This is a genomic window from Pseudomonas putida, assembly GCF_028682455.1.
Classification (GTDB): Bacteria; Pseudomonadota; Gammaproteobacteria; order Pseudomonadales; family Pseudomonadaceae; genus Aquipseudomonas; species Aquipseudomonas putida_AA.
Window position 1 is genome coordinate 644,363 of the sequence record NZ_JANHLD010000003.1, and the last position, 22,429, is coordinate 666,791.

The following is a 22,429-nucleotide window of genomic DNA, read 5'->3' on the forward strand; positions in this document are numbered from 1 at the left end:
ATGAAAGGGACGCTATACAGAGCCCTGGCTGCCGCCCTGCTTGTGGGCGGCAGCACAGCGGCGATGGCGGCCAATGATGGCCAGGTCCGGGTCAACCAACTGTTGGCCTCGGACCCCGAATATCGGGAAACCTGGCAAGAGGCTGTCGAAAAAGAGGAGCGCCTGCCCGAGTGGGTGCTCAACCTCAGCGGGGTTTCCGAGCAACAGATGTCGGCCGTGGAGGAAGACGGCGACAAATACCTGGTCGGCCCGCTCTGCGAGACCGAGCAGAAATGCCTGAACAAGCGGCTGATCGTGGCTTTCAGCTGGGACAAGGATGACGCCTACGGGATGCTGGTCGAGGTTCCGGAGGGCTTGCCGCAAGACAAGTCGCCCACCCGCCATGCCGATTATCGCTGGCTGGGGAAGCCGGACCCAGGCATGCAGAAGCTGCTGATGGAGCAGCTCAAACGTGATCCGAACTGGTACTGAATGCCGCCGGGCCATTCATGTACATATATAGAAGCTGAACCTTTTGCCGTTTCCAGCTTCTATGATGCGCCCGCCTGAGGAAGGCTGGCGCATGACCAAGGGGCCGGGCCGCTCTGATTGTTGCAGGATCGGAGGGGCCTAGGGGTACAGGGAGTGCCTCCGATGAGGGCCGGGTCAGGTGAAGCAGCAACGGAAGTTTCAGGTCGGGCGACCCGTTTCAAGGGAGATGCCTGACCGAGCTTCCGTAGCGCTTTGACTATCTGTCGGTATTTCTTCCTTGCTTACTTCCACTTTCCTACAAAGTACGTCGACGCATATTTTCGCTCGACCGTATATCTATATTTTTTCGCCCCGTTTCTGCCTTCGACTGAGAGCCGTTTCACGCATTCGGATTGTCGAACAATGGCCTTTTGCATTCAGGTGGATACGTCCAAATCGGCCGTAATATGGCGCTTTGGCCATCGTCGGAATTCCGAACGCCCCCTTCGCAACCCTCTGGGACGCTCGTTTTCGTGCAGAAATATCATGCCGATTCGGCATAGGGTAGTCGTTTACGGCATTAGACGGAGACTCCCTGCGTGGGAATAGTTGCGCCTTTTTTCGCTGGCCTGAGCGTTCAAACGCTCGCTCGCGGTGACCTTCTACGGAGTCGCCTGCCGATCGCCATCAATGATCCATGACGCTGGAAACAGCTCTGGATCGCGGTTATCAGCGTGGTGCCCGTGTCCACTTCAAGAAAAGGTAACGACATGAAGAAGGCAAAGCTAAGCCTCGCCTGGCAGATCCTCATCGGTCTGGTACTGGGGATTGCCATCGGCGCTTTACTGAATCATTTCAGTGCAGAAAAGGCATGGTGGATCAGCAACGTCCTGCAACCTGCCGGTGACATCTTCATTCGCCTGATCAAGATGATCGTCATCCCGATCGTGATTTCGTCGCTGATCGTGGGAATCGCCGGAGTAGGCGATGCGAAAAAACTGGGCAGTATCGGTCTGAAGACCATCATTTACTTCGAGGTGGTCACCACCATCGCGATCGTGGTCGGCCTGGTTCTGGCCAACCTGTTCCACCCGGGTGCCGGCATCGACATGAGCACCCTGGGTACCGTGGATATCTCCAAGTACCAGGCCACGGCGGCTGAGGTTCAGCATGAGCACGCGTTCATCGAGACCATCCTCAACCTGATCCCGTCGAACATCTTCGCAGCGCTGATGCGCGGTGAAATGCTGCCGATCATCTTTTTCTCGGTGCTGTTTGGCCTTGGTTTGTCGAGCCTGCAGGCCGACATCCGCGACCCGCTGGTGAAAACCTTCCAGGGCGTCTCCGAAGCCATGTTCAAGGTCACTCACATGATCATGAACTACGCGCCAATCGGTGTGTTCGCGTTGATTGCGGTGACGGTCGCCAACTTCGGCTTCGCCTCGCTGCTGCCGCTGGCCAAGCTGGTGCTGCTGGTGTACTTCGCCATCGCCTTCTTCGCCTTCATGGTGCTGGGCCTGATCGCTCGCCTGTTTGGCTTCTCGGTGATCAAGCTGATGCGCATCTTCAAGGACGAGCTGGTGCTGGCCTACTCCACCGCCAGTTCCGAAACTGTGCTGCCGCGCGTGATCGAGAAGATGGAAGCCTACGGTGCGCCGAAAGCCATCTGCAGCTTCGTGGTACCGACCGGCTACTCGTTCAACCTGGACGGCTCGACCCTGTACCAGAGCATCGCGGCCATCTTCATCGCCCAGCTGTATGGCATTGACCTGTCGCTGAGCCAGCAGCTGCTGCTGGTGTTGACCCTGATGGTCACCTCCAAGGGTATTGCTGGTGTTCCAGGCGTGTCCTTCGTGGTCCTGCTGGCCACCCTGGGCAGCGTTGGTATCCCGCTGGAAGGCCTGGCCTTCATCGCCGGTGTCGACCGTGTGATGGACATGGCACGTACAGCCCTCAACGTGATCGGCAACGCCCTGGCTGTTCTGGTCATCGCTCGCTGGGAAGGCATGTACGACGATGCCAAGGGCCAGCGCTACTGGAACTCCCTGCCACACTGGCGCAGCAAGGAAGCTGCCCCAGCCGGCAAGACTGCCAACCACTAAGGTGCAGTCTGGCTGAACAGAAAGCCCCGACATGGTCGGGGCTTTTTTGTGTCTGGCATTTGTAGGCGCGGGCTTGCCCCGCGATAGCCGTCCAACTGCTACACCGTATCGCGGGGCAAGCCCGCGCCTACCTGTGGCATCATTTGTCGCAACTTTGGGGGGACATCGAATGCTCAACGGCCTTTGGCTTGGTTTTTTCGTGGTCGCGGCCATCTCCGCGCTGGCGCAATGGCTGGTCGGCGGCAACGCCGGAATTTTTGCCGCAATGGTCGAGAGCATTTTTGCCATGGCCAAGCTGTCGGTCGAGGTTATGGTGCTGTTGTTCGGTACCCTGACGCTCTGGCTGGGCTTTCTGAAAATCGCCGAGCAGGCCGGCATCGTCGACTGGCTGGCCAAGGCCCTCGGCCCCCTGTTCGCCCGGTTGATGCCCGAAGTGCCACCCGGTCACCCGGCCCTGGGCCTGATCACCCTCAACTTCGCCGCCAATGGCCTGGGCCTGGATAACGCCGCTACGCCAATTGGCCTGAAGGCCATGCGTGCACTGCAGGAGCTCAACCCCAGCTCCACGACCGCCAGTAATGCGCAAATCCTGTTCCTGGTGCTCAACGCCTCGTCCTTGACGCTGTTGCCGGTGACCATCTTCATGTACCGCGCCCAGCAAGGGGCCATGGACCCGACCCTGGTGTTCCTGCCCATCCTGTTGGCCACCAGTGCCTCCACCCTGGTGGGCCTGCTGTCGGTCGCCGTCATGCAGCGCCTGCGGCTGTGGGACCCGGTGGTGCTCGCCTACCTGATACCCGGGGCGTTGCTGCTGGGCGGCTTCATGGCGTTTCTTGGCACCTTGTCGGCCACGGCGCTGGCCGGGTTGTCGTCGATCCTGGGCAACCTGACCCTGTTCGGCCTGATCATGCTGTTCCTGGTGATTGGCGCGTTCAAGCGGGTGAAGGTGTACGAAACCTTCGTGGAAGGCGCCAAGGAGGGCTTTGACGTCGCCAAGAGCCTGCTGCCCTATCTGGTCGCCATGCTCTGCGCGGTCGGCGTGCTGCGCGCCTCAGGGGCCCTGGAACTGAGCCTGGACGGAATCCGCCATGTAGTGGAGTGGCTGGGCATGGATACGCGCTTCGTCGAGGGCTTGCCCACCGCCCTGGTCAAGCCGTTCTCGGGCAGCGCGGCACGGGCCATGCTGATCGAGACCATGCAGACCCACGGTGTCGACAGCTTCCCTGCCCTGGTGGCAGCGACCATCCAGGGCAGCACGGAAACCACGTTCTACGTGCTGGCGGTGTACTTCGGTGCGGTGGGCATCCAGCGCGCCCGCCATGCGGTGGGCTGCGCCTTGCTGGCCGAGTTTGCCGGGGTGGTTGCGGCCATCTGCGTCTGCTACTGGTTCTTTGCCTGAACCTGCAGCTGGTTGGCCTGAGCCATCGTCCAGGCTACCAACTGCATCATCAGCTGGTCTGTGGCGCCGCCGAAGCCGTTGACCACCGCCGGTACCTGTTTGTCGCTGACCGCTTGATGCACTTCGAACCGACGGCTGGCAAGAATACGTTGGGTGCGCCCTTCCACCAGCCGCGCGTCGTAGCGAATCAGCACCTCCAGGCCGTTGGCGCTGTACTCGCTCTGAAAGGCCTGCAGCTCCCCGGCCAGCTCATAGTCGGCCTGCAGGTTGCTGTCATCGGCACTCAGTCGTGGCACCCGTCCATCACGCTGGAAGGCATCGAGCATACGGTTGCGCAGCAGCAAGGGTGCCGGGTCGCTCCAGCGCGCGCCCTTGTAGGTACTGACCAGGTTGCCTTCGGGCACCACGGCAATCTTCGGGCTGTTGAGCACGTCGCTGGCCAAGGGTTTGTTCACTCGCAGTGACCAGCTCGCCACCGCACCTTGCGGTGCCGGCCGGCTGGCTTGTGCCGACGGCAGGCGATAGACGTCGGCAGGTTCGGCCTGTGGCAGGATGGAGCAGGCACTGCCCAGGCTCAGCGCGGCAGCCAGGGCCAGGTAGCGGCAGGTACGACTCATGGCGTGAACTCCTTGTTTGTGTCACGGCCGAGCAGGTAGCCGCTGGGGTTGGCTTCCAGGCGCTGGGAGATCGCCTTCAGCGAGTTGAGCGTTTCGCGAAGCTCACGAATGGCTGGCGCCAGTTGGTTCAGCCCTTGGGCGCCGCCATCCAGGGCTTGGCGATTGTCGTTGAGCAGGCTGTTGATGGTGGCTGTGCTCTGGGCCAGGTTCTGCATGGCCAGTTCCGCGCTGCCGAACGCCTGCTTGCCCTGGCTGCTGAGCAGGCCATTGGCGTTGCGCATCAACTCGCTGGTCTGCTGGAGCATCGAACTGGCCTGGTTGCCCACTTGTGCCAGTTGCTGGATTGCCGTGCGGATATCGCCGCGCTGGTCGCTGAACGCCGCTGTAGTCTGCTCCAGGTTGGCCAGGGTGTTGCTCAGGCTCGTGGCATTGTCTTCGGAGAACAGTTTGTTGGCGTTGTGCACCAGCATGTTGATATTGGTCAGCAGGTCACTGCCGTCATCAAGCAGCCGGGCAATGGGCGATGGTGAGGCGTAGATCACCGGCAACCCGCCATCCTTGCCCTTGAGTTCCGGGCTTTGCGGCGTGCCGCCACTGAGCTGGATGAAGGAGGTACCGGTAATGCCGGTCAGGGTCAGCTTGGCCCGGGTGTCTTCCTTGACCGGGGTATCGGCGCTCAGGCGTACCTGCGCCAGTACCCGGCGCGGATCCTTGGGGTCGAGGCGCAAGCTGGTGACGTCGCCCACCTTGATGCCGCTGTACTGCACCGAGCTGCCTCGGGACAACCCTGACACAGCTTCGTTGAACACCACTTCGTAATCCTTGAAGGTGCTGTCGACGCTGGACTTGGTCAGCCACAGGCCGAACAGCATGGCGCCGGTGATCACAATGACCGTGACCAGGCCGATCAGCACGTGATGTGCGCGAGTTTCCATCTCAGAGCTCCTTTGCCGCGGTGGCGGCCTGATACGCCGCGCGGCCACGCGGGCCGTGAAAATATTCGTGAATCCAGGCGTCGTCGGTGTCTTCGACCTGGGCAATGGGGCCGGCGACCAGCACCTTTTTCTGCGACAGCACCGCCACCCGGTCGGTGATTGTGTAGAGGGTGTCCAGGTCGTGGGTGATCAGGAACACGCTCAGGCCAAGGGCATCGCGCAGTGTCAGGATCAGCTGGTCGAAGGCGGCTGCACCGATCGGGTCCAGGCCCGCGGTGGGCTCGTCGAGAAACAGGATGTCGGGGTCAAGGGCCAGCGCCCGGGCCAGCGCGGCGCGCTTGATCATGCCGCCGGAGAGCGACGAGGGGTATTTGTCGGCGGCGGTAATCGGCAAGCCGGCCAGCGCCAGTTTCACCCCCGCCAGGTGCTCGGCATCGGGGCGGGACAGGCCGGCGTGTTCGATCAGCGGCAAGGCGACGTTCTCGGTGACGGTCAATGAAGAAAACAACGCGCCCTTCTGGAACAGCACGCCAAAGCGTCGTTCGACCTTGGAGCGCTGCTCGTCATTCAGGCCCGTGAGGTCCTGGCCAAAAACCTTGACCTGCCCTTCGTTGGGCCGCCGCAACCCGACGATGCTGCGCAGCAACACCGACTTGCCACTGCCCGACCCGCCTACCACGGCGAGGATTTCGCCCCGGTACAGGTCTAGGTCCAGCTGTTCATGCACGCTTTGGGTTCCGAAGCGGTTGCAGATGCCCCGGGCCTCGATCACCGCCTCGCGGTTGTTGGGGGTTACCTGGCTCACCAGCTCATCTCCATGAAGAAAAGTGCGGCTACCGCATCCAGGACGATCACTACGAAAATCGACTGAACAACACTGGAGGTGGTGTGAGCGCCCACCGACTCGGCGCTGCCGCTGACCTTGAAGCCCTCCAGGCAGCCGATGGCGGCAATAAGGAAGGCAAAGAACGGCGCCTTGGCCAGGCCGACCAGAAAATGCTGCACACCGATATCGCTTTGCAGCAACGAGAGGAACATGGCCGGCGAGATGTCCAGCGATAGCGCGCAGACCACAGCGCCGCCAATGATCCCGCAGATCATCGCCAGGAAGGTCAGCAGCGGCAGCGCGATCAGCAGCGCCAGCACGCGTGGGACTACCAGCAGCTCCACCGGATCCAGGCCGAGGGTGCGGATGGCATCGATCTCTTCGTTGGCTTTCATAGAGCCGATCTGCGCAGTGAATGCGCTGGCGGTGCGACCGGCCATGAGGATGGCGGTCAGCAATACGCCGAACTCACGCAGGAAGGAGAATGCGACCAGGTCGACCGTGAAGATACTGGCGCCGAATCCGGCCAGTACCGTGGCACCCAGGAAGGCCACCACGGCGCCGACCAGGAAGGTCAGCAGGGCGACAATGGGCGCTGCGTCCAGGCCGGTCTGCTCGATATGGGCGACCACTGCCGTGACACGCCAGCGCCGGGGCTGGAATAGACGAAGGAAGATGGTCTGCAGGATCAGTCCGACAAAGCCGAGGATTTGCAGGGTGTCCTGCCAGAGGGTGTCGACCGCACAACCGATACGGCTGAGCAACTGGATGAGCACCGACTGCTGGGGTTGCTTTTCCGGGATGCAGAAGTTCTGCACCGAGCAGTAGACCGTCTGCAGCAGGGCACGGCTGGCTTCGGGCAATTGCGCCGACTCGGCCAGGTGCGACAGGCGTTCAGGCCCAAGCAGTTCGACCAGCAAGGCGGCGCCGGCGGTATCGAGCTTGCCCAATTGACTGAGGTCGACGTCGGTGCTCTGGTCATACTGCCCCTTCAAGCCATCGCTGCGCTGCTTGAGATCGGCATAGTGAGCCAGGGTCCAGTCACCGACGATCTGCAGGCGTGTCGGTGTGCTAGTGGTGTCCAGGGTTGCGCCAGGCGAGTTGATCATAAGCTCCATGCTGTCTGGCGGCGCGGTACTGCGCCGCCACAGAGCATAGCGTTACTGGCTCGCGGTTGCTTGACCATCGTCAATCACACGAAAGCGCAGCACGCCGATGACCTGGCCATCCTCGGTCAGCACCCTCACCTGCCAGCGGCCCACCGGATTGCCAGGGAAGTTCTGCTTGTGGGTCCAGGCCCGGTAGCCTTCCTTGCGCCCGCCATGAATATCCAGAGCAATGCGGTCGACTTCTTTGCCGTCGAACTGCCACACATGGTAGATGCGCTCGTTCAGCCCGCGCGGCGCGTTGATGGCCGTAAAGGCGTAGAGGCCGCTGCTGCGGATCTGACTGGCCTTGATTTCCTCGAGGCTCTTGCCGGGGGTGCGGTTCTCGACCTGGGTACTGACCGCCACTTCGGCCATCCACAGGGTTGCCGGTGGTACCCAGGAGCGCAGCATCCAGCCGCTGGCGCCGACGGCCAGGGTCATCACCACCAGCATCACACCGCGTCGCCAGTGGCTGATCGGGAAGCTGCTGGCAAGGCTTGGGAACGACAACAGCATGGCGATGCCCAGTGCCAGCTTGAAGCTCTGCGAGGTGGTCAGGTGCAGGATGATCGGCAGCGCGGTGAGCAGTGCGGCGAACAAGGTCAGGGTATGCAGCGCAAGGAACAGCCAGCGCCGTGGCGCCAGCCATTTGTAATACAGCGGGTCGATGATCGAGATCAGCCCGGCGGCCCCCAGCAAGCCGGTAAAGACCAGCTGGCCGCTGTTCCAGGTGGTGGTGACGAAAAAGAACGGCAAGACGAAGAACAGGCTTTCCTGATGAATCATCTGCGTGGCATAGCGCAGCAGCGGCTGGGGAATCTCGCGCTTGAAGACCTTGGTGAACAATTGGGTGAAGGTGTTTTCCATCATCAGCCAGATCCAGCTGATCAGCATGACGATGGCGATCCAGCTGGCCAGGCTTTCCTGGCGGTCAACCAGCATGAAACTGGCAATACCGGAGATGAAACCGCCGAGGGCGATTACGCCGGGATAGCGCTTGATCAGCTCGATCAAGCGCTGGAGATACTGAGGCATTAGAGGGGTTCGCAGGGTGAGGTAATAAACGCTTACAGGATTTTAACCCATTCCCCGGAGGAGCGGGCTTGCCGGCGATGGCATTCTGATTTGTTGCAGCGAACGCGGGGCAAGCCCGCTCCTACCGTTGCCTGCGGTGTTTTATCCACAGGAGGATGCCCGCCAGGATCAGCCCCAATCCCAGTGCTATCAACCCATACAGCTCGTTGTAGCTGATCAGCGGTCGCTCGACTCGCACGTACCCAGGTTTGGCCAGCAGTTGCTTCAAGGCCTGGTTGGCATCCTCCAGGCTGACTCGGCGCAGGGTTCGCGCCGGGTCGGAGAAGCGGCCGTCGAGGTAATCGTTCAGCGCCCCCCAGTAGTAATCTGCCAGGGCCGAGTTGCCCTGCGTCGTCCAGGCCTCGCGATCGATTGCCGCTTGTTTGATCCGCGCGAAGGTGGCCGGGTCCAGGCCGTTCTTGCGCAATCGATCGAGCATGTTACCCAGGGCCTGTTCGGCTTCCTTGAGGTCGGCGCGGTCCAGGTCGGCATTGAGGCTCATCACGCCGGTGTCGCCAAAGGTTTCCCGTTGAGTGTACGGCCCGTAGGACACACCGTGCTTGAGGCGGAGTTCTTCGTACAACGCCCAGTCGAGGTAGCGTTGCAGGAGGTCGAAGGTCTGGCCGTGGTCGTTGTCCAGTACCGGCTCCAGAAACAGCCAATGCAGTTTTGCACTGTCGCCGAGCCAGCCCCGGTCCAGCTCGCGGCGGGTCTCGGCTTTTTGTGTGACGCCGTCCAGTGCCCGGCGCTCGCCCGGTTCGGCGGGTGTGAGTTCGCCATAGGAGCGTTCCAGGTAGGCGGGCAGCAACCGGTCAAGGCCGCCGACCACAATCAGGCTCATGTTGTTGGCGGCATACCAGTGCTGGCGAAGGTTGTTGACTTGCTCCAGGGTCATCTCGTCGATCGACGAGCGTTCGGCGCATTTGAGCCCCAGCTCCACCGCCAGCTGATCGCTGGAGCGGTGGCCGATGTCCTGGCGGTCGAGCCAGCGTTGCAGATGGGTGTAATGTCCGCCGTCCTCGCGCTCTACTATCCGTTTCGACAGCGCCAGGTCGTCTTCATCGATCTCGGTGTCCTTGATCACCGCCAGCAACAGGTCGAGCACCTTGCGTTGATTGCGGGCGGGGGCCTCGATCACGAACGTGGTGTCGGCGCTGCTGGTATAGGCATTCCATTCACCGCCCAGCGCCTGCATGCGTTTCTCGAGGCCGCCTTCCCCGCTCTCGTCGATCCCACTGAACAGCAGGTGTTCCAGCAGGTGCGGCAGTTCTTGCTGTTCACAGGGGAAGTCGTCGAAGCCAACGCCAACCACCAGGCGAATGGACACATGGTTGCGCTCATAGCCCGATTTGAGCAGTACCTGCAGTCCATTGGGCAGCAGGTAGCCCTCGACCTGCGAGCGGTCGAGCGCAAAGGCGGGCAAGGTGCCTAACAGCAGGCACAGGAACATCAGGCAACGCATGGCGAGCTTCCTTGCGGGAGTGCTTGAGGGGCGCAGGTCAAGGTGAATGGGCATCATCCGGCACGCTGTCGAGCAGCAGGCCACCGGTATCGGAACCACCCAATACGACATAGGCACTGCTGCAGAACAAGGAGTTCAATCGTTTCATATCGGCTATCAGCTCCAGGTGCAAGGCACTGGTTTCGATACTTTGCACCACTTTACGTTGCAGTCGGCTGACATGGGCGTGGGCCAGGCGCCGCTCCTGGGCGCGGAAGCGGCGCTTTTCCCGCAGTAGCTGGCGGGCACTTTCCGGGTCGGCGCTCAGAAATACCGACAGGCCCAGGCGCAGGTTGGCGAGCAGTTGACTGTGCAGCCCGGCCAGCTCCTCCAGGCCAACGTCGGAAAACTCCCGTCGCTGAGACGTCTTTTGCTGCTGCACCTTGCGCAGCATACGTTCGATCAGGTCGCTGGCCAGCTTGAGGTTGATGGCAAGCTCGATGATTTCCGCCCAGCGCTTGCTGTCCTGGTCGCTGAGGTCTTCGCGGGGCATTTGTGCCAGGTACAGCTTGATGGCGTTGTTCAGGGCCTCGACATCCTCGCCCAGGCTGCGGACCTGCTGGGTCATGGCTGTCTGAGTGCCGCGCAGTACGCCTTGCATGGCTTCGAGCATGTTGTCGATCAAGTCGCCCATGCGCAGGGTTTCGCGCACTGCGTTGGCCAGGGCCAGGCTGGGGGTGCCGAGGGCTGCCGGGTCCAGGTGGCGTGGACGAGCGCGGCCATTGGTTTCTGCGCGCTCCGGCAGCAGCCAGCTGCACAGGCGGGCCATCGGGGTGACGGTCGGCAGCATGACCAGGCAGCGCAAGCTGTTGTAGAGCAGGTGGAAGCCGATCACCAGTTCCTGGGCGCTGAAGGTCAGGGTATCCATCCACTTCACCAGCGGGTCGAGCACAGGAATGATGAGAATCAGGCCGATCAACTTGTACAGCAGGCTACCCAGGGCCACCTGGCGCCCTGCCGCGTTCTGCATGCTGGTGCTGAGGAACGCCAGCAGGCCGCTGCCGATGTTGGCGCCAATGACCAAACCAATGGCCACCGGCAGGCTGATCAGCTCGGCGCCGGCCAGGGTCGCGGTCAGCAGAACGGCGGCCAGACTGGAATAGGAAATCAGGGCGAACAGGGCGCCGACCAGGGCGTCGAGCAGAATGTCGCCGGTCAGCGAGGCGAACAGCACCTTCACGCCCTGGGCCTGGGTAATCGGTGCCGCGGCTTCGACAATCAACTGCAAGGCCAGGATGATCAGGCCCAGGCCGATACCGACACGGCCCAACTGCCCGGCGCGGGTTTGCTTGCGAGACAGGAAGAAGATCACCCCGAGGAAGATCAGCAAGGGTGAAAGCCAGGACAGGTCGAAGGTCAGCACCCGGGCCATCAAGGCGGTACCGACATCGGCGCCGAGCATGATTGCCAGCGCCGGGGTCAGGGACATCAGGCCCTGGCCCACGAACGAGGTCACCAGCATCGCCGTGGCGTTGCTGCTCTGCACCATGGCAGTCACCAGGATCCCGGCCACGAATGCCAGCGGTCGCTTGGACATGTTCTGGCTCAATACCCGCCGCAGGTTCGATCCATATACCCGCAGTATCCCGGTACGCACGATGTGGGTGCCCCAGATCAGCAGCGCCACGGCGGAAAGCAGATTGAGCAGGGTCAGCATTGAACAGGCCCCCTGTTGAGCGCGCCCCAGCGGGGCAAATGGATGATGCTGTGAGCCTGGCCTGATGACAGGCGATTTTTCCCAGTGCTCACTTAAGCTGTAGTCGGCTGAATGCCTTGGCGCCAGCATCGCATAGCCGACAGAGGCATTGAAACAAAACCGTCATGAAGACGGATGAAAAAAAGGGCCCCGAAGGGCCCTTTTTTGTGTGCGCCAGGCATGGCGCGTTGCGCGTAAGCGCAACCCGCTTGGCTGTGGTGGCCAAGCGGGTGACTTGGAGGTGAAAGTCCTCTACACACCCGGCAAGGGGAAGTGTTAGCCGGAGGCAAGGGTGTCGCGGGTGACCGCGAATCTGAAGGAAGCCCGAGGCAAAATGCTGGCCTGACGAACAGGAAGCGGATAGAGGCGGCACAGCGGGGTGAGGTGGCACAAATCGCCAAAGCCCAATACTTGCACGGAACGCTGTGACGTAGATCCGACAGGCATAAGCAGGAAGGTCGCGCGAATTACCCTGGGAGATCTGTACGTTTGCCATTGTGCTACCGCGCGTCGAAAGGCGACGGGATGAGCGTGCAGAAGTCAGCCGAAGCCGTAGTAAGTGGCGGTTAACCGCGCCACCAAGGGCCGAACAGGTTATGCCGCCAGTAGGCGTCGCCGTCTCGTTGGTAACCGTAATGCAGAAATTTCCCACAGCGGAAACTGTCATCCCGAGCTCCGGCCAGAAGCCGAGGGTGACGCCTGACAGTGCAAAGGTATCGACGGCGTCCGTGACGTGGACGAACGCGGAGCCGGACACGCTGATGGAGCGGGTGCTTGCACCGGCCAACCTCAGACGTGCGTATCAACGCGTGGTCAGCAACAAGGGAGCACCGGGTGCCGATGGCATGACGGTTGCTGACTTGGCGGGCTACGTGAGACAGTATTGGCCAACCCTCAAGGCCAGGTTACTGGCCGGTGAATACCAGCCCCAAGCAGTGCGAGCGGTTGAAATTCCCAAGCCGCAGGGCGGCACACGGCAACTGGGAATCCCCAGCGTCGTGGATCGCCTGATCCAGCAAGCACTGCAGCAGCAGCTCACACCTATCTTCGACCCACTGTTCTCGGACTACAGCTATGGTTTTCGTCCGGGCAGAAGTACGCATCAAGCCATCGAGATGGCTCGTGCTCATGTGACAGCGGGACACCGCTGGTGCGTGGAACTCGATCTGGAGAAGTTTTTCGATCGGGTCAATCACGACATCCTCATGGCCTGCATCGAACGTCGGATCAAAGACAAGTGCGTACTCAGGCTTATCCGCCGCTACCTTGAAGCCGGGATCATGTCGGGCGGTGTCGTCAGCCCACGGCAGGAGGGGACGCCGCAAGGCGGCCCGCTTTCGCCGTTGCTGTCGAACATCCTGCTCGACGAACTCGACCGCGAGCTGGAGCGACGGGGCCATCGCTTCGTACGTTATGCCGATGATGCGAACATCTATGTACGCAGTCCCCGGGCCGGCGAACGGGTGTTGGTCAGCGTCGAGCGCTTCCTGAGAGAACGTCTGAAGCTGACGGTGAACAGGAAGAAAAGCCAAGTGGCAAGGGCGTGGAAGTGCGACTACCTAGGCTATGGGATAAGCTGGCACCAGCAGCCAAGGCTGCGCGTGGCAAGGATGAGCCTAGACCGCTTACGCGACCGGCTCAGAATGCTGCTGCGCAGCGTACGGGCTCGCAAAATGGCGACTGTCATCGAGCGGATCAACCCCGTCCTGAGAGGCTGGGCTAGCTACTTCAAGCTCAGCCAGAGCAAGCGGCCGCTTGAGGAACTGGATGGTTGGGTCAGGCACAAACTCCGCTGCGTCATCTGGCGTCAATGGAAGCAGCCTCCCACGAGGCTGAGAAACTTGATGCGCCTGGGGTTGAGCGAGGAGCGTGCCAACAAGTCAGCCTTCAATGGCCGAGGTCCATGGTGGAATTCGGGAGCGCAACATATGAACTACGCGCTGCCAAAGAAACTGTGGGACCGGCTCGGGCTGGTCTCGATACTGGATACGATTAACCGGCTTAGCCGCGTAACCTGAACCGCCGTGTACGGAACCGTACGCACGGTGGTGTGAGAGGACGGCGGGTGTGAATCCGCCTCCTACTCGATTGACGCTCCAGGTTACTGACCCGGAATGTCCTTGCGAAGTTTCACCGGCTCGCCCTGTTCCTGGTTCCGCTTGCGGGCCATGGCGGTGCGCATCTTGATGTTGATGGCCTCGACCGCCAGCGAGAAGGCCATGGCGAAGTAGACATAGCCCTTTGGCACATGCACTTCGAACGCTTCGGCGATCAGGACGGTACCGACCACGATCAGGAACGACAGGGCCAGCATCTTGAGCGACGGGTGCTTGTCGATGAAGTTACTGATGGCGCCTGCGCAGAGCATCATGACCAGCACGGCCACGACGATTGCGGCGATCATCACCGGTACGTGGGAGACCATGCCGACCGCGGTGATCACCGAGTCCAGGGAGAACACGATGTCGATGATGGCGATCTGGATGATGGTGTAGAGGAACTTGCCACCTTTGCCGGTTGGCTCTTCGTGGGTCTCGTCCTCGCCTTCCAGGCCGTGGTAGATCTCCTGGGAGCTTTTCCACAGCAGGAACAGGCCACCGAAGAACAGGATCAGGTCGCGACCGGAAATACCCTGGTCGAACACCACGAACAGATCGGCCGTCAGGCGCATGACCCAGGTGATCGACAGCAGCAGGAGGATACGGGTGACCATGGCCAGGGCCAGGCCGAAAATCCGGGTGCGCTGCTGCATGTGCTTGGGCATGCGGCTGACCAGGATCGAGATCATGATGATGTTGTCGATGCCGAGAACAATCTCAAGGGCCGTCAGTGTAAAAAAGGCAACCCAGATCTCTGGGCTGGTCAGCCATTCCATGTGTATTCCTTCGTGCGGTATATGCAGGGCGCCCGGGCAAGGAGCGCCACTGCGATTGGGTGAATCCGTTGATTTATAGGCTGCTGAACAGTGGGAAAATTCCCATGAGCAGCGCGGCGAGCATTATGCACAGGCAGACCAGCACTGCCCACTTCAGGGTGAAGCGCTGGTGATCGCCGAACTCGATGCCGGCCAGGGCCACCAACAGATAGGTAGAGGGTACCAGCGGGCTGAGCAGGTGCACGGGTTGGCCGACGATCGACGCGCGGGCCATCTCCACCGGCGAGATTCCGTAGTGGCTGGCTGCTTCGGAGAGTACCGGCAGGACGCCGTAGTAGAAAGCATCGTTGGACATGAAGAAGGTGAACGGCATGCTGACGATGGCGGTGATCACCGCCAGGTAAGGGCCCAGGGCGTCTGGAATCACTGCCAGCAAGCTTTTGGACATCGCCTCGACCATCCCGGTACCCGAGAGAATACCGGTGAAGATACCGGCGGCGAAGATCAGGCCAACCACGGCCAGTACGCTGCCGGAGTGGGCTGCGACGCGGTCCTTCTGCATTTGCAGGCAGGGGTAGTTGACGATCATGGCGATACTGAAAGCAACCATGAACAGCACCGGTAGCGGCAGCAGGCCGGCGATCAGCGCGACCATCAAGGCGGCGGTCAGGGCGCCGTTGAACCAGATCATCTTCGGCCGGCGCGCATCGGGGAACTGCGACACGCTGATTTCGCTGTGATCGATTTCGTCACCCGGCAGGTGCAGTTCACCCAGGCGTGTGCGCTCACGTTTGCCGTACATGTAGGCGATGGCAAGAATCGCCACGACACCGGCAAGCATGGCCGGGATCATCGGCACGAAGATGTCCGACGGGTCGACATGCAGGGCGCTGGCCGCGCGGGCGGTCGGGCCACCCCAGGGGGTCATGTTCATGACCCCGCCGGCCAGAATGATCAGGCCCGCCATGATCCGCGGGCTCATGCCCAGGCGGGCGTACAGCGGCAGCATGGCGGCCACGCAGATCATGTAAGTGGTGGCACCGTCGCCATCCAGTGACACGACCAGGGCCAGCACGGCGGTACCCACCGAGACCTTGAGGGGGTCACCCTTGACCATTTTGAGGATCTTGCGCACGGCTGGATCGAACAGGCCGGAGTCGATCATCAGGCCGAAGTACAGAATGGCGAACATCAGCATGACCCCGGTCGGGGCCAGCTTGGTGATGCCTTGCAGCATCATCGGGCCGATATCGCCCGAGAAACCGCCAAACAGGGCGAACAGAATCGGCACCAGAATCAGGGCGATCAAGGCCGACAGGCGCTTGGTCATGATCAGGTACATGAAGGTGATGACCATGGCAAAGCCGAGGAAGGTCAGCATGGGAGTACTCCAGGCGTATCGCGTCGAATAAACGGGTCGGGCGGATCAGCGCGCGAGGCGCGGCGCGTGGAATAGCGGAGGGCGTGCAGCGGGGAGGCGGTTGAAAGCGAACATCAGAATCACCATTGTTGTTGTTAATTGGGCCAGGCGACTGTGGAAAAATCAGACGCTCTGACTGACCGGTCTGTGCCGGAAGTGGGATTCATCCTAAATCGACAAGCTTTCAGCCAGCTTTCGCTGGCCCAAAGGTGACGAGAGGTGCATTGTTTGCTATCGGCCAATGGCCGGGGAGGAGGATGCGATGAGCCAAACGTATGAAGGTGGCTGCCATTGCGGCGCCCTGCGTTATCAGATCAGAGGACCATTGACCGACGTTGCCCACTGTCATTGCTCGGTTTGCCGACAGGTCAGCGGTGGTTTGTTGATCACCTGGGTGACCCGCCCCTGCACTGACTTCCAATGGCTCGGCGGTACGCCGCAGCGCTACGATTCCTCACCCAGCTGCGTGAGGTACTTCTGTAGCCGGTGTGGGGCTCATGTGGCACTGACCACCGACTTGAGCCCTGAGACAATCGATATCACCGTCACTACCCTGGACAATCCGGAGTTGGCCCAGCCCAAGCGGCATATCTGGACCGACAGCCGCCTACCCTGGCTGCACCTGGATGAGCACCTGCCAGGAGAGCCGCACGAAACCCTGTAGTCGTCAGGGAAGTTGCAGGCCGCCAGCCGCCTTGTGCAGGGCGCGCAGATGCTCACCGACCTGCTTGATGTTGGCCTCCACAGCGGCGATTTCCGCGGCGCGAGCCGGGCCGAGCAGTGCGCGTACTTCTTTGTCGAGATCGGCGCTGAGTGCTTGCAGCTGTTTTTGCCGCTGGCTGGACTCGCTGATCAACTGCGTACGTTCGCTTGCTTGCGGCAAGCCGTAGCCCTGGGTACCAAGCAGCTCTGCCGGACGGCTGAGAAAGCCGCTGTTGGCAAGAATCTGCTGCAAGGTGCCATTGGCCTTGGCCACGGTGGCATCGTTCTCGGTTCGGCCGGTCAGGTAGCGTTGCTTGACCTCGTCCTGGGCCAGCAGCAGCTGGCGGCGCAGGCTGGCTTGCTCCAGCAGGAGCAAGGCTGCACTGGTGCGCAGATCGGCTTGCTTGAACCACTGCTGGCGTTGTTCGGCAGATTGCTCCAGCCACGACTCGACACTGTTCTGGGGAATCGGCAATTGCTGCTTGAGAACCAGGAACATGGCCTGGTAGCGGTCGCGGTAGGAGTCGAAGCGGTAGCCCAGGCGCAATGCCTCGCGTGGATCGTCGAGGACGCTGACATCCGCCAGGCCGCGACCTTGCAGCACTTCCAGCAAGCCGTTGGGCATGATGCTGTCCAGGTCGGTCAGGCGTGGGTTGGCGGTGCCGCTGCGCAGCAACTTGAGGGTTTCCACCGCACAGTTGTTGGACAGGAAGTAGTAGTTGCCGTCATAGCTCCAATGCATTTCCGCCGCTTGGCGAACCAGGCTTTCTAGCTCGGTGCGACCCAGCTTGAGGGGGATCGAGGCCAGGCTGCGCAGCTCGGTCTTGGTGTACTCGTCGATCACTTGTGCCAGTGGCAGCACGAACAGGCGCGATGGATAGGCGCCTGTCAGACCGTCCCAGCTCGACAGTTGCACATCATTGACGAACGCCCGATATGACAGCACCAGGTGCTGGTCCAGGTCGAGACGGCAATCGGGTCCGCGTGGCCGACCGGGGGCACAGATCACCAGGCGCAGCATGCTGTGGCCCCAGCGGCTGACCCAGTTCTGGTTGGCTTCGGCCAGCAAGTAGTCCACCGCGTAGACGCGTTCGGGGTCGATTTCACCCAGCGGTGCCTTGGCGAAATCGTTGCCAGCGTTGAGGAAAGGCAAGGCCTGTGGACATGCCGGATGCTCCGGTGCCCAGTCGAAGTGTGCCTTGAGGTAGGTCTGCAGGGCTGGCCGGCGGCAGGCGAAGCTCGGGTCGAGGAGGAAATACTCCATGTTGACCGCGATGAATTCCTTGGGGCTGCTCAGCTCGTAGCTATCAGGGCTGCGGGCCACCTGGCGGTTGTGTTGTTCGCGTTCCCCTCGCCTGCCTACATATTGCTGCCAGCCCGCGAGGTCGAGCAGGCGCGGATCATCGCTCAGGGTGAAGCGGCGTTCGGTTTGGCCGCGACATTGCTCCGGCAGGCCTACCTTGCCCTGGCTGCTCAAATGGCGGGTGCACTGGGTGATCAGGCGCCGGTCCTGGCCTTGCCAGAGGCGCGCGCGGTCATAGATGTGGGTCAGCTCGTGCAGCACAGTGGCCAGCAGTTCCTGGCGTACGGTGCCATGGGGGCGCCCCGTCTTGAGGGTGGCGGCACTGCCGTCGGTGAGGCCGGGCAGCAACGTGCGGTTGAGCTCAAGGGTGGAGACCAGAGAAGCCTGGCCGTAGGCGTCTTCGGGCATCTTCGTGCCCCAGCTGACTTCGATGCGACGGTCCAGGCGCGCCTTGAAGCTGGCCGGCAGCGTCTGCATGGCTTCATCGAGCAGGGCCTGGCTGGCGTGCTGTTGTGCTGGCGTCAGGCCGTCACTGTTGAGGTGCAGCTGCAAGCCGGCCAGCGCCGGCGTGCCCAGCAGCGTCAGCAGGCCGCCGAGCAGCCAGGCGCGCAGATTTTTCACAGGGCCAGAATGGCTTCAGCCAGCACCTGGTCACTGGCCTGGCGTGCTTCAGGCACGCGCTGGCGCAGGGTATCGAAGGCGGCTTCGAGCTGGGCACCACGGATTTCACCGTTGCTGGCGACATAGCTGGCGGCATCGTCACGGGCTTCGCGCACGACTTTGGAGTCGCGAATCGAGGTGGTGGTGTCGGAAGTGAAGTCGATCGAACGACCGAAAGCGCGCACGATGATGTTGCTGGTGGCCACCAGGGTTTGCGCCTGGGCTACATCGGCCAGCAACAAAAAGCCAAGGGTGGCGGCAATCAGCGGTTTACGCATGGAGCATCTCCGGAAGAGCAGGGGTAATCATTGGACGAGAATTGCCTGTGCCAGTTCAAGGTCGTCGGCATGAAGTTCAGGGTTGGACTGGCGCAGCCGATTCAACGCAGCTTGCAATCGGGCACCGCGCAACTGGCCGTCGCTGGCGACAAACGCCGCTGCAGCATCCTGAGCATCGAATAGCAGTTTGCGATCGAAGGGGGCCGAGGTCACCTTGCTGGTGACGTAACCACTGACGACAAGGTTATTGGTGGTGAGGTCCAGTGCCTGGGCAGCGCTGCTCCAGCAGAGAACAAGCAACAGCAATGACAGATAACGCATGAGTCTCGTAGGGCTGGTGAGTCAGCCGGCAAGGCTATCCCAATGCGCTGGCAAGAACCAGCGCAGGGTGCCCGGCTTCGTTGCATGTTGTTACACGCCAGAAGCCGGAATCAGGCGATCTCAGATCGCCAGGATGGCCTGGGCCAGTTGTGCGTCACTCGCCTGCAGGCCTGGTGCCTGCTGACGAATGTGGGCGAAGGCGCTCTCGAGCTTAACACCGCGGATTTCGCCGTGGCTGGCAACGAAGCTGGCGGCGTCGTCACGGGCGGCGCGTACGATCTTGTCGTCACGGAACGAGGAGGACACATCGGAGGTGGCGTCGGTGGAAGCCGCTACACCGCGAACGATGGTGTCGGTGGTCACGACGAAGCTAGTGGCGTTGGCGGTGGAAGCCAGGGCCAGCAACAGTGCGGCGCCAACAAAGCGTGAACGGAACATGGTCGATCTCCTGAAAAAGGCTGGTTCTTGTGTCAGACGCACGCTCAGCTTGTTGCGCTACTTATTGTTACCAAGCTGGGTGCATTAAGGGTATCACGCGATCAGCGTCCGTGAGTTGGACAGGATACTAGCAAGATTTATCAACTGTACCTGTTGAAAATAACTCTTTATAAACTGTACCTATTGCGTGCGCAGCCGCTCTATTCTGCGGCTCTTGAACGACAAAACCCGTCAGCAGTCACCTGCGACGGGTTTTGTGGAATTCGAGGTGCCGGCCTTGGCCGGCGAGCCCTGCATCAACGCCAGAACGGCTTGCTCAGCTCTTCGTAGCGTTGTGCTTCGCTGATGCCGGCGTCGGCCAGCAGGCGGGAGTCCAGGCGGGCCAACTGGTGGCGGCTGGCGATGCGGCGTTGCCACAGCATCAGGTTAGCCAGTACGCGCAGTGGCAGCGCAGCCTTGGATTGTTGGGCGGTGTTTTCGAAAACCAGGCCGGAACTGAGGGTACGTTCCATGATGTCATCCTTCCGCTTGTGGCGGCATTAGGTAGTGATTTAACTGATGCCAATGATCCTCCTCTGTCGTCCATAACAGTAGATACAGTTCATCTACATTGTGATGGTCCAGTTAACTGTTTAAGTGCACTGTTGCACTCTAAATAGACGTAACTGTACTGGTCAGCACTCAAATGGTGCGTTTATGTGCGAGGGTGGGGGATTGAAGCGGAAAACCAGGGTGAAAATACCGGTACAGTAGAACAGTTTTTGCGGTTTTATAGTTCGCAACTGTGCAGCCGGTGAGCATTGCGCATCACCGGCTGAATTACAGCACGGCTCAGCTGGCGAGCATGCGCCCGGTTTCTTCCAGGTTTTCGTGCCAGGCCAGGGCTTCGCGCAGGATGTGCGGGGTGTGCCCGCCCCGCTCGCAGGCGCGGGTGAAGTAGTCATTCAGTGCAGCGCGATAATCCGGGTGCACGCAGTTGTCGATGATCACCCGCGCGCGCTCGCGCGGTGCCAGGCCGCGCAGGTCGGCAAGGCCCTGCTCGGTGACGAGGATGTCGACATCGTGCTCGGTGTGGTCCACATGGCTGACCATCGGCACCACGCTCGAGATCGCACCGCCCTTGGCGATGGACTTGGTGACGAAGATCGCCAGGTGGGCGTTGCGGGCGAAGTCGCCGGAACCGCCAATGCCGTTCATCATCCGCGTACCGCAGACGTGGGTGGAGTTGACGTTGCCGTACAGGTCGAACTCGAGGGCGGTGTTGATGCCGATGATGCCCAGGCGGCGGACCACTTCAGGGTGGTTGGAGATCTCCTGGGGCGCAGCACCAGTTTGTCCTTGTAGCGCTCCAGATTGCCGAACACGTCTGCGTTGCGGCGGGTCGACAGGGTAATCGAGCTGCCCGAGGCAAAGCTCAGCTTGCCGGCGTCGATCAGGTCGAAGGTCGAGTCCTGCAGGACTTCGGAGTACATGGTCAGGTCTTCGAACGGCGAATCGATCAGGCCGCACATCACCGCGTTGGCGATGCTGCCGATGCCTGCCTGCAGCGGGCCGAGCTGGTTGGTCATGCGCCCTGCGGCCACTTCCTGCTTGAGGAAGTTGATCAGGTGGTTGGCGATGCCCTGGGTTTCGTCATCCGGTGGCAGGACGGTGGACGGCGAGTCCGGCTGCTCGGTGATGACGATGCCGACGATCTTGGCCGGGTCGATCGGGATCGCGGTGCTGCCGATGCGGTCGTCGACCTTCACCAGCGGGATCGGCGTACGGGTTGGGCGGTAGGTCGGGATATAAATGTCGTGCAGGCCTTCCAGGTTGGCGTTGTGCGCCAGGTTGATCTCGACGATCACCTGTTTGGCGAAGATCGCGAAGCTGGCCGAGTTGCCCACCGAGGTGGTCGGCACGATGTGGCCTTGTTCGGTGATGGCAACCGCTTCGATGACCGCGATATCCGGCAGCTTGAGTTGCTGGTTGCGCAGTTGCTCGACGGTTTCCGACAGGTGCTGGTCGATGAACATGACCTTGCCGTCGTTGATGGCCTTGCGCAGGGTGCTGTCGACCTGGAATGGCATGCGACGGGCCAGGACACCGGCCTCGGTCAGTTGCTTGTCCAGGTCGTTGCCCAGGCTGGCGCCAGTCATCAGGCTGATTTGCAGGGGCGACTGCTTGGCGCGCTCGGCCAATGCATGGGGCACGGCCTTGGCTTCGCCGGCGCGGGTGAAACCGCTCATGCCGACGGTCATGCCGTCCTCGATCAGGCCAGCGGCATCAGCCGCACTCATTACCTTGCTGTGCAGGGAGGACAAGCGGATACGATCACGGTACATGGATTGTTATCTCGGGCTACTAAAGCTAGATGCGCAGTCTAGTGTTTTAGCAACGCGCCGTCCCGCGACCAAGGTCGAATGCTAAGCCCTGTATTAGAGCCTTCTGTCGGCTGGCCGGGCATGAAAAAGCCCCAGCCGGTACCGCGCTGGGGCTATTTGTGTGCGCCAGGCATGGCGCGTTGCGCGTAAGCGCAACCCGCTTGGCTGTGGTGGCCAAGCGGGTGACTTGGAGGTGAAAGTCCTCTACACACCCGGCAAGGGGAAGTGTTAGCCGGAGGCAAGGGTGTCGCGGGTGACCGCGAATCTGAAGGAAGCCCGAGGCAAAATGCTGGCCTGACGAACAGGAAGCGGATAGAGGCG

Annotated in this window: 19 protein-coding genes and 1 pseudogene; 5 read left to right on the forward strand and 15 right to left on the reverse strand. The window is 61.5% G+C overall.

Annotated elements, in window-relative coordinates; translation table 11 throughout:
- The 3 genes from NPS58_RS20175 (at position 1) to NPS58_RS20185 (ending at position 3,951) form a co-directional block, all read left to right on the forward strand.
- Positions 1-471 carry an inhibitor of vertebrate lysozyme family protein gene (locus NPS58_RS20175; protein WP_274117057.1) on the forward strand — a complete coding sequence of 157 codons (471 nt, stop codon included), beginning with the start codon at positions 1-3 and terminating at the stop codon, positions 469-471.
- A gap of 749 nt (positions 472-1,220) precedes the next feature.
- Positions 1,221-2,552 (forward strand): glutamate/aspartate:proton symporter GltP, encoded by a 1,332-nt coding sequence (gltP, locus tag NPS58_RS20180; RefSeq protein WP_028942660.1) that lies wholly within the window; start codon positions 1,221-1,223, stop codon positions 2,550-2,552.
- A gap of 169 nt (positions 2,553-2,721) precedes the next feature.
- Entirely contained in the window at positions 2,722-3,951 is a 1,230-nt protein-coding gene (locus tag NPS58_RS20185) for a nucleoside recognition domain-containing protein (RefSeq protein ID WP_274117059.1), read from the forward strand.
- On the opposite strand, the gene NPS58_RS20190 is transcribed toward NPS58_RS20185, so the two are convergent.
- The 7 genes from NPS58_RS20190 to NPS58_RS20220 all read right to left on the reverse strand — a co-directional run bounded on the left by NPS58_RS20190 (position 3,933) and on the right by NPS58_RS20220 (position 11,709).
- Complete coding sequence (locus NPS58_RS20190; protein WP_274117061.1) at positions 3,933-4,568, reverse strand: ABC-type transport auxiliary lipoprotein family protein; 636 nt, start codon at positions 4,566-4,568, stop codon at positions 3,933-3,935. The two genes, NPS58_RS20185 and NPS58_RS20190, sit on opposite strands and share 19 nt — an antisense overlap.
- A complete protein-coding gene (locus NPS58_RS20195) occupies positions 4,565-5,503 on the reverse strand; it encodes an MlaD family protein (RefSeq protein ID WP_274117062.1) in 939 nt (312 codons plus the stop codon). The genes NPS58_RS20190 and NPS58_RS20195 overlap by 4 nt, the downstream gene beginning before the upstream one ends.
- A gap of 1 nt (position 5,504) precedes the next feature.
- On the reverse strand, positions 5,505-6,275 hold the full coding sequence (locus NPS58_RS20200) for an ABC transporter ATP-binding protein (protein WP_425313102.1): 771 nt from the start codon (positions 6,273-6,275) through the stop codon (positions 5,505-5,507).
- Between the two features lie 29 nt (positions 6,276-6,304).
- Positions 6,305-7,438, reverse strand: a complete 1,134-nt coding sequence (locus NPS58_RS20205; protein ID WP_425313089.1) for an ABC transporter permease — start codon at positions 7,436-7,438, stop codon at positions 6,305-6,307.
- A 51-nt stretch (positions 7,439-7,489) separates the two neighbouring features.
- The gene (locus tag NPS58_RS20210; RefSeq protein ID WP_274117065.1) at positions 7,490-8,512 is read right to left on the reverse strand and encodes a DUF5924 family protein; all 1,023 of its coding nucleotides are present in this window, start codon (positions 8,510-8,512) and stop codon (positions 7,490-7,492) included.
- 121 nt (positions 8,513-8,633) lie between these two features.
- Complete coding sequence (locus tag NPS58_RS20215; protein WP_274117066.1) at positions 8,634-10,013, reverse strand: M16 family metallopeptidase; 1,380 nt, start codon at positions 10,011-10,013, stop codon at positions 8,634-8,636.
- A gap of 37 nt (positions 10,014-10,050) precedes the next feature.
- Entirely contained in the window at positions 10,051-11,709 is a 1,659-nt protein-coding gene (locus NPS58_RS20220; protein ID WP_274117067.1) for a Na/Pi cotransporter family protein, read from the reverse strand.
- A gap of 635 nt (positions 11,710-12,344) precedes the next feature.
- On the opposite strand from NPS58_RS20220, the gene ltrA reads away from it, so the two are divergent.
- Positions 12,345-13,766, forward strand: coding sequence for a group II intron reverse transcriptase/maturase (ltrA, locus tag NPS58_RS20225; protein ID WP_003253430.1), 1,422 nt, complete (start codon positions 12,345-12,347; stop codon positions 13,764-13,766).
- A gap of 83 nt (positions 13,767-13,849) precedes the next feature.
- Here the strand turns inward: ltrA and NPS58_RS20230 are convergent, their stop codons facing one another.
- Positions 13,850-14,623: a TerC family protein gene (locus NPS58_RS20230; RefSeq protein WP_274117068.1), complete on the reverse strand. Its 774-nt coding sequence runs from the start codon at positions 14,621-14,623 to the stop codon at positions 13,850-13,852.
- Between the two features lie 73 nt (positions 14,624-14,696).
- The gene (locus tag NPS58_RS20235; protein WP_274117069.1) at positions 14,697-16,004 is read right to left on the reverse strand and encodes a CitMHS family transporter; all 1,308 of its coding nucleotides are present in this window, start codon (positions 16,002-16,004) and stop codon (positions 14,697-14,699) included.
- Between the two features lie 301 nt (positions 16,005-16,305).
- Here NPS58_RS20235 and NPS58_RS20240 point away from each other — a divergent pair, with 301 nt between their 5' ends.
- Positions 16,306-16,707, forward strand: a complete 402-nt coding sequence (locus tag NPS58_RS20240; RefSeq protein WP_274117070.1) for a GFA family protein — start codon at positions 16,306-16,308, stop codon at positions 16,705-16,707.
- Positions 16,708-16,710: 3 nt separating this feature from the next.
- Here the strand turns inward: NPS58_RS20240 and NPS58_RS20245 are convergent, their stop codons facing one another.
- The 6 genes and pseudogenes from NPS58_RS20245 to NPS58_RS20270 form a co-directional block, all read right to left on the reverse strand.
- Complete coding sequence (locus NPS58_RS20245; RefSeq protein ID WP_274117071.1) at positions 16,711-18,669, reverse strand: DUF4105 domain-containing protein; 1,959 nt, start codon at positions 18,667-18,669, stop codon at positions 16,711-16,713.
- Positions 18,666-18,986, reverse strand: a complete 321-nt coding sequence (locus NPS58_RS20250) for a DUF2388 domain-containing protein (RefSeq protein ID WP_274117072.1) — start codon at positions 18,984-18,986, stop codon at positions 18,666-18,668. The genes NPS58_RS20245 and NPS58_RS20250 overlap by 4 nt, the downstream gene beginning before the upstream one ends.
- A gap of 27 nt (positions 18,987-19,013) precedes the next feature.
- Positions 19,014-19,307, reverse strand: a complete 294-nt coding sequence (locus tag NPS58_RS20255; RefSeq protein ID WP_274117073.1) for a DUF2388 domain-containing protein — start codon at positions 19,305-19,307, stop codon at positions 19,014-19,016.
- Between the two features lie 120 nt (positions 19,308-19,427).
- Complete coding sequence (locus NPS58_RS20260) at positions 19,428-19,745, reverse strand: DUF2388 domain-containing protein (RefSeq protein WP_274117074.1); 318 nt, start codon at positions 19,743-19,745, stop codon at positions 19,428-19,430.
- 296 nt (positions 19,746-20,041) lie between these two features.
- Positions 20,042-20,257, reverse strand: coding sequence for a DUF1127 domain-containing protein (locus tag NPS58_RS20265; protein WP_274117075.1), 216 nt, complete (start codon positions 20,255-20,257; stop codon positions 20,042-20,044).
- 319 nt (positions 20,258-20,576) lie between these two features.
- Positions 20,577-22,069 (reverse strand): annotated as a pseudogene (locus NPS58_RS20270) (acetyl-CoA hydrolase/transferase family protein).
- Positions 22,070-22,429 lie beyond the last annotated feature (360 nt).

What these genes read in the sequence shown, in the direction of transcription:
- NPS58_RS20175 (WP_274117057.1), top strand. Translation starts at nt 1, where the DNA reads ATGAAAGGGACGCTATACAGAGCCCTGGCTGCCGCCCTGCTTGTGGGC.
- NPS58_RS20195 (WP_274117062.1), bottom strand. Translation starts at nt 5,503, where the DNA reads ATGGAAACTCGCGCACATCACGTGCTGATCGGCCTGGTCACGGTCATT.
- NPS58_RS20235 (WP_274117069.1), bottom strand. Translation starts at nt 16,004, where the DNA reads ATGCTGACCTTCCTCGGCTTTGCCATGGTCATCACCTTCATGTACCTG.
- ltrA (WP_003253430.1), top strand. Translation starts at nt 12,345, where the DNA reads ATGCCGCCAGTAGGCGTCGCCGTCTCGTTGGTAACCGTAATGCAGAAA.
- NPS58_RS20240 (WP_274117070.1), top strand. Translation starts at nt 16,306, where the DNA reads ATGAGCCAAACGTATGAAGGTGGCTGCCATTGCGGCGCCCTGCGTTAT.
- NPS58_RS20215 (WP_274117066.1), bottom strand. Translation starts at nt 10,013, where the DNA reads ATGCGTTGCCTGATGTTCCTGTGCCTGCTGTTAGGCACCTTGCCCGCC.
- gltP (WP_028942660.1), top strand. Translation starts at nt 1,221, where the DNA reads ATGAAGAAGGCAAAGCTAAGCCTCGCCTGGCAGATCCTCATCGGTCTG.
- NPS58_RS20220 (WP_274117067.1), bottom strand. Translation starts at nt 11,709, where the DNA reads ATGCTGACCCTGCTCAATCTGCTTTCCGCCGTGGCGCTGCTGATCTGG.
- NPS58_RS20210 (WP_274117065.1), bottom strand. Translation starts at nt 8,512, where the DNA reads ATGCCTCAGTATCTCCAGCGCTTGATCGAGCTGATCAAGCGCTATCCC.
- NPS58_RS20185 (WP_274117059.1), top strand. Translation starts at nt 2,722, where the DNA reads ATGCTCAACGGCCTTTGGCTTGGTTTTTTCGTGGTCGCGGCCATCTCC.
- NPS58_RS20265 (WP_274117075.1), bottom strand. Translation starts at nt 20,257, where the DNA reads ATGGAACGTACCCTCAGTTCCGGCCTGGTTTTCGAAAACACCGCCCAA.
- NPS58_RS20190 (WP_274117061.1), bottom strand. Translation starts at nt 4,568, where the DNA reads ATGAGTCGTACCTGCCGCTACCTGGCCCTGGCTGCCGCGCTGAGCCTG.
- NPS58_RS20255 (WP_274117073.1), bottom strand. Translation starts at nt 19,307, where the DNA reads ATGCGTTATCTGTCATTGCTGTTGCTTGTTCTCTGCTGGAGCAGCGCT.
- NPS58_RS20250 (WP_274117072.1), bottom strand. Translation starts at nt 18,986, where the DNA reads ATGCGTAAACCGCTGATTGCCGCCACCCTTGGCTTTTTGTTGCTGGCC.
- NPS58_RS20205 (WP_425313089.1), bottom strand. Translation starts at nt 7,438, where the DNA reads ATGATCAACTCGCCTGGCGCAACCCTGGACACCACTAGCACACCGACA.
- NPS58_RS20260 (WP_274117074.1), bottom strand. Translation starts at nt 19,745, where the DNA reads ATGTTCCGTTCACGCTTTGTTGGCGCCGCACTGTTGCTGGCCCTGGCT.
- NPS58_RS20230 (WP_274117068.1), bottom strand. Translation starts at nt 14,623, where the DNA reads ATGGAATGGCTGACCAGCCCAGAGATCTGGGTTGCCTTTTTTACACTG.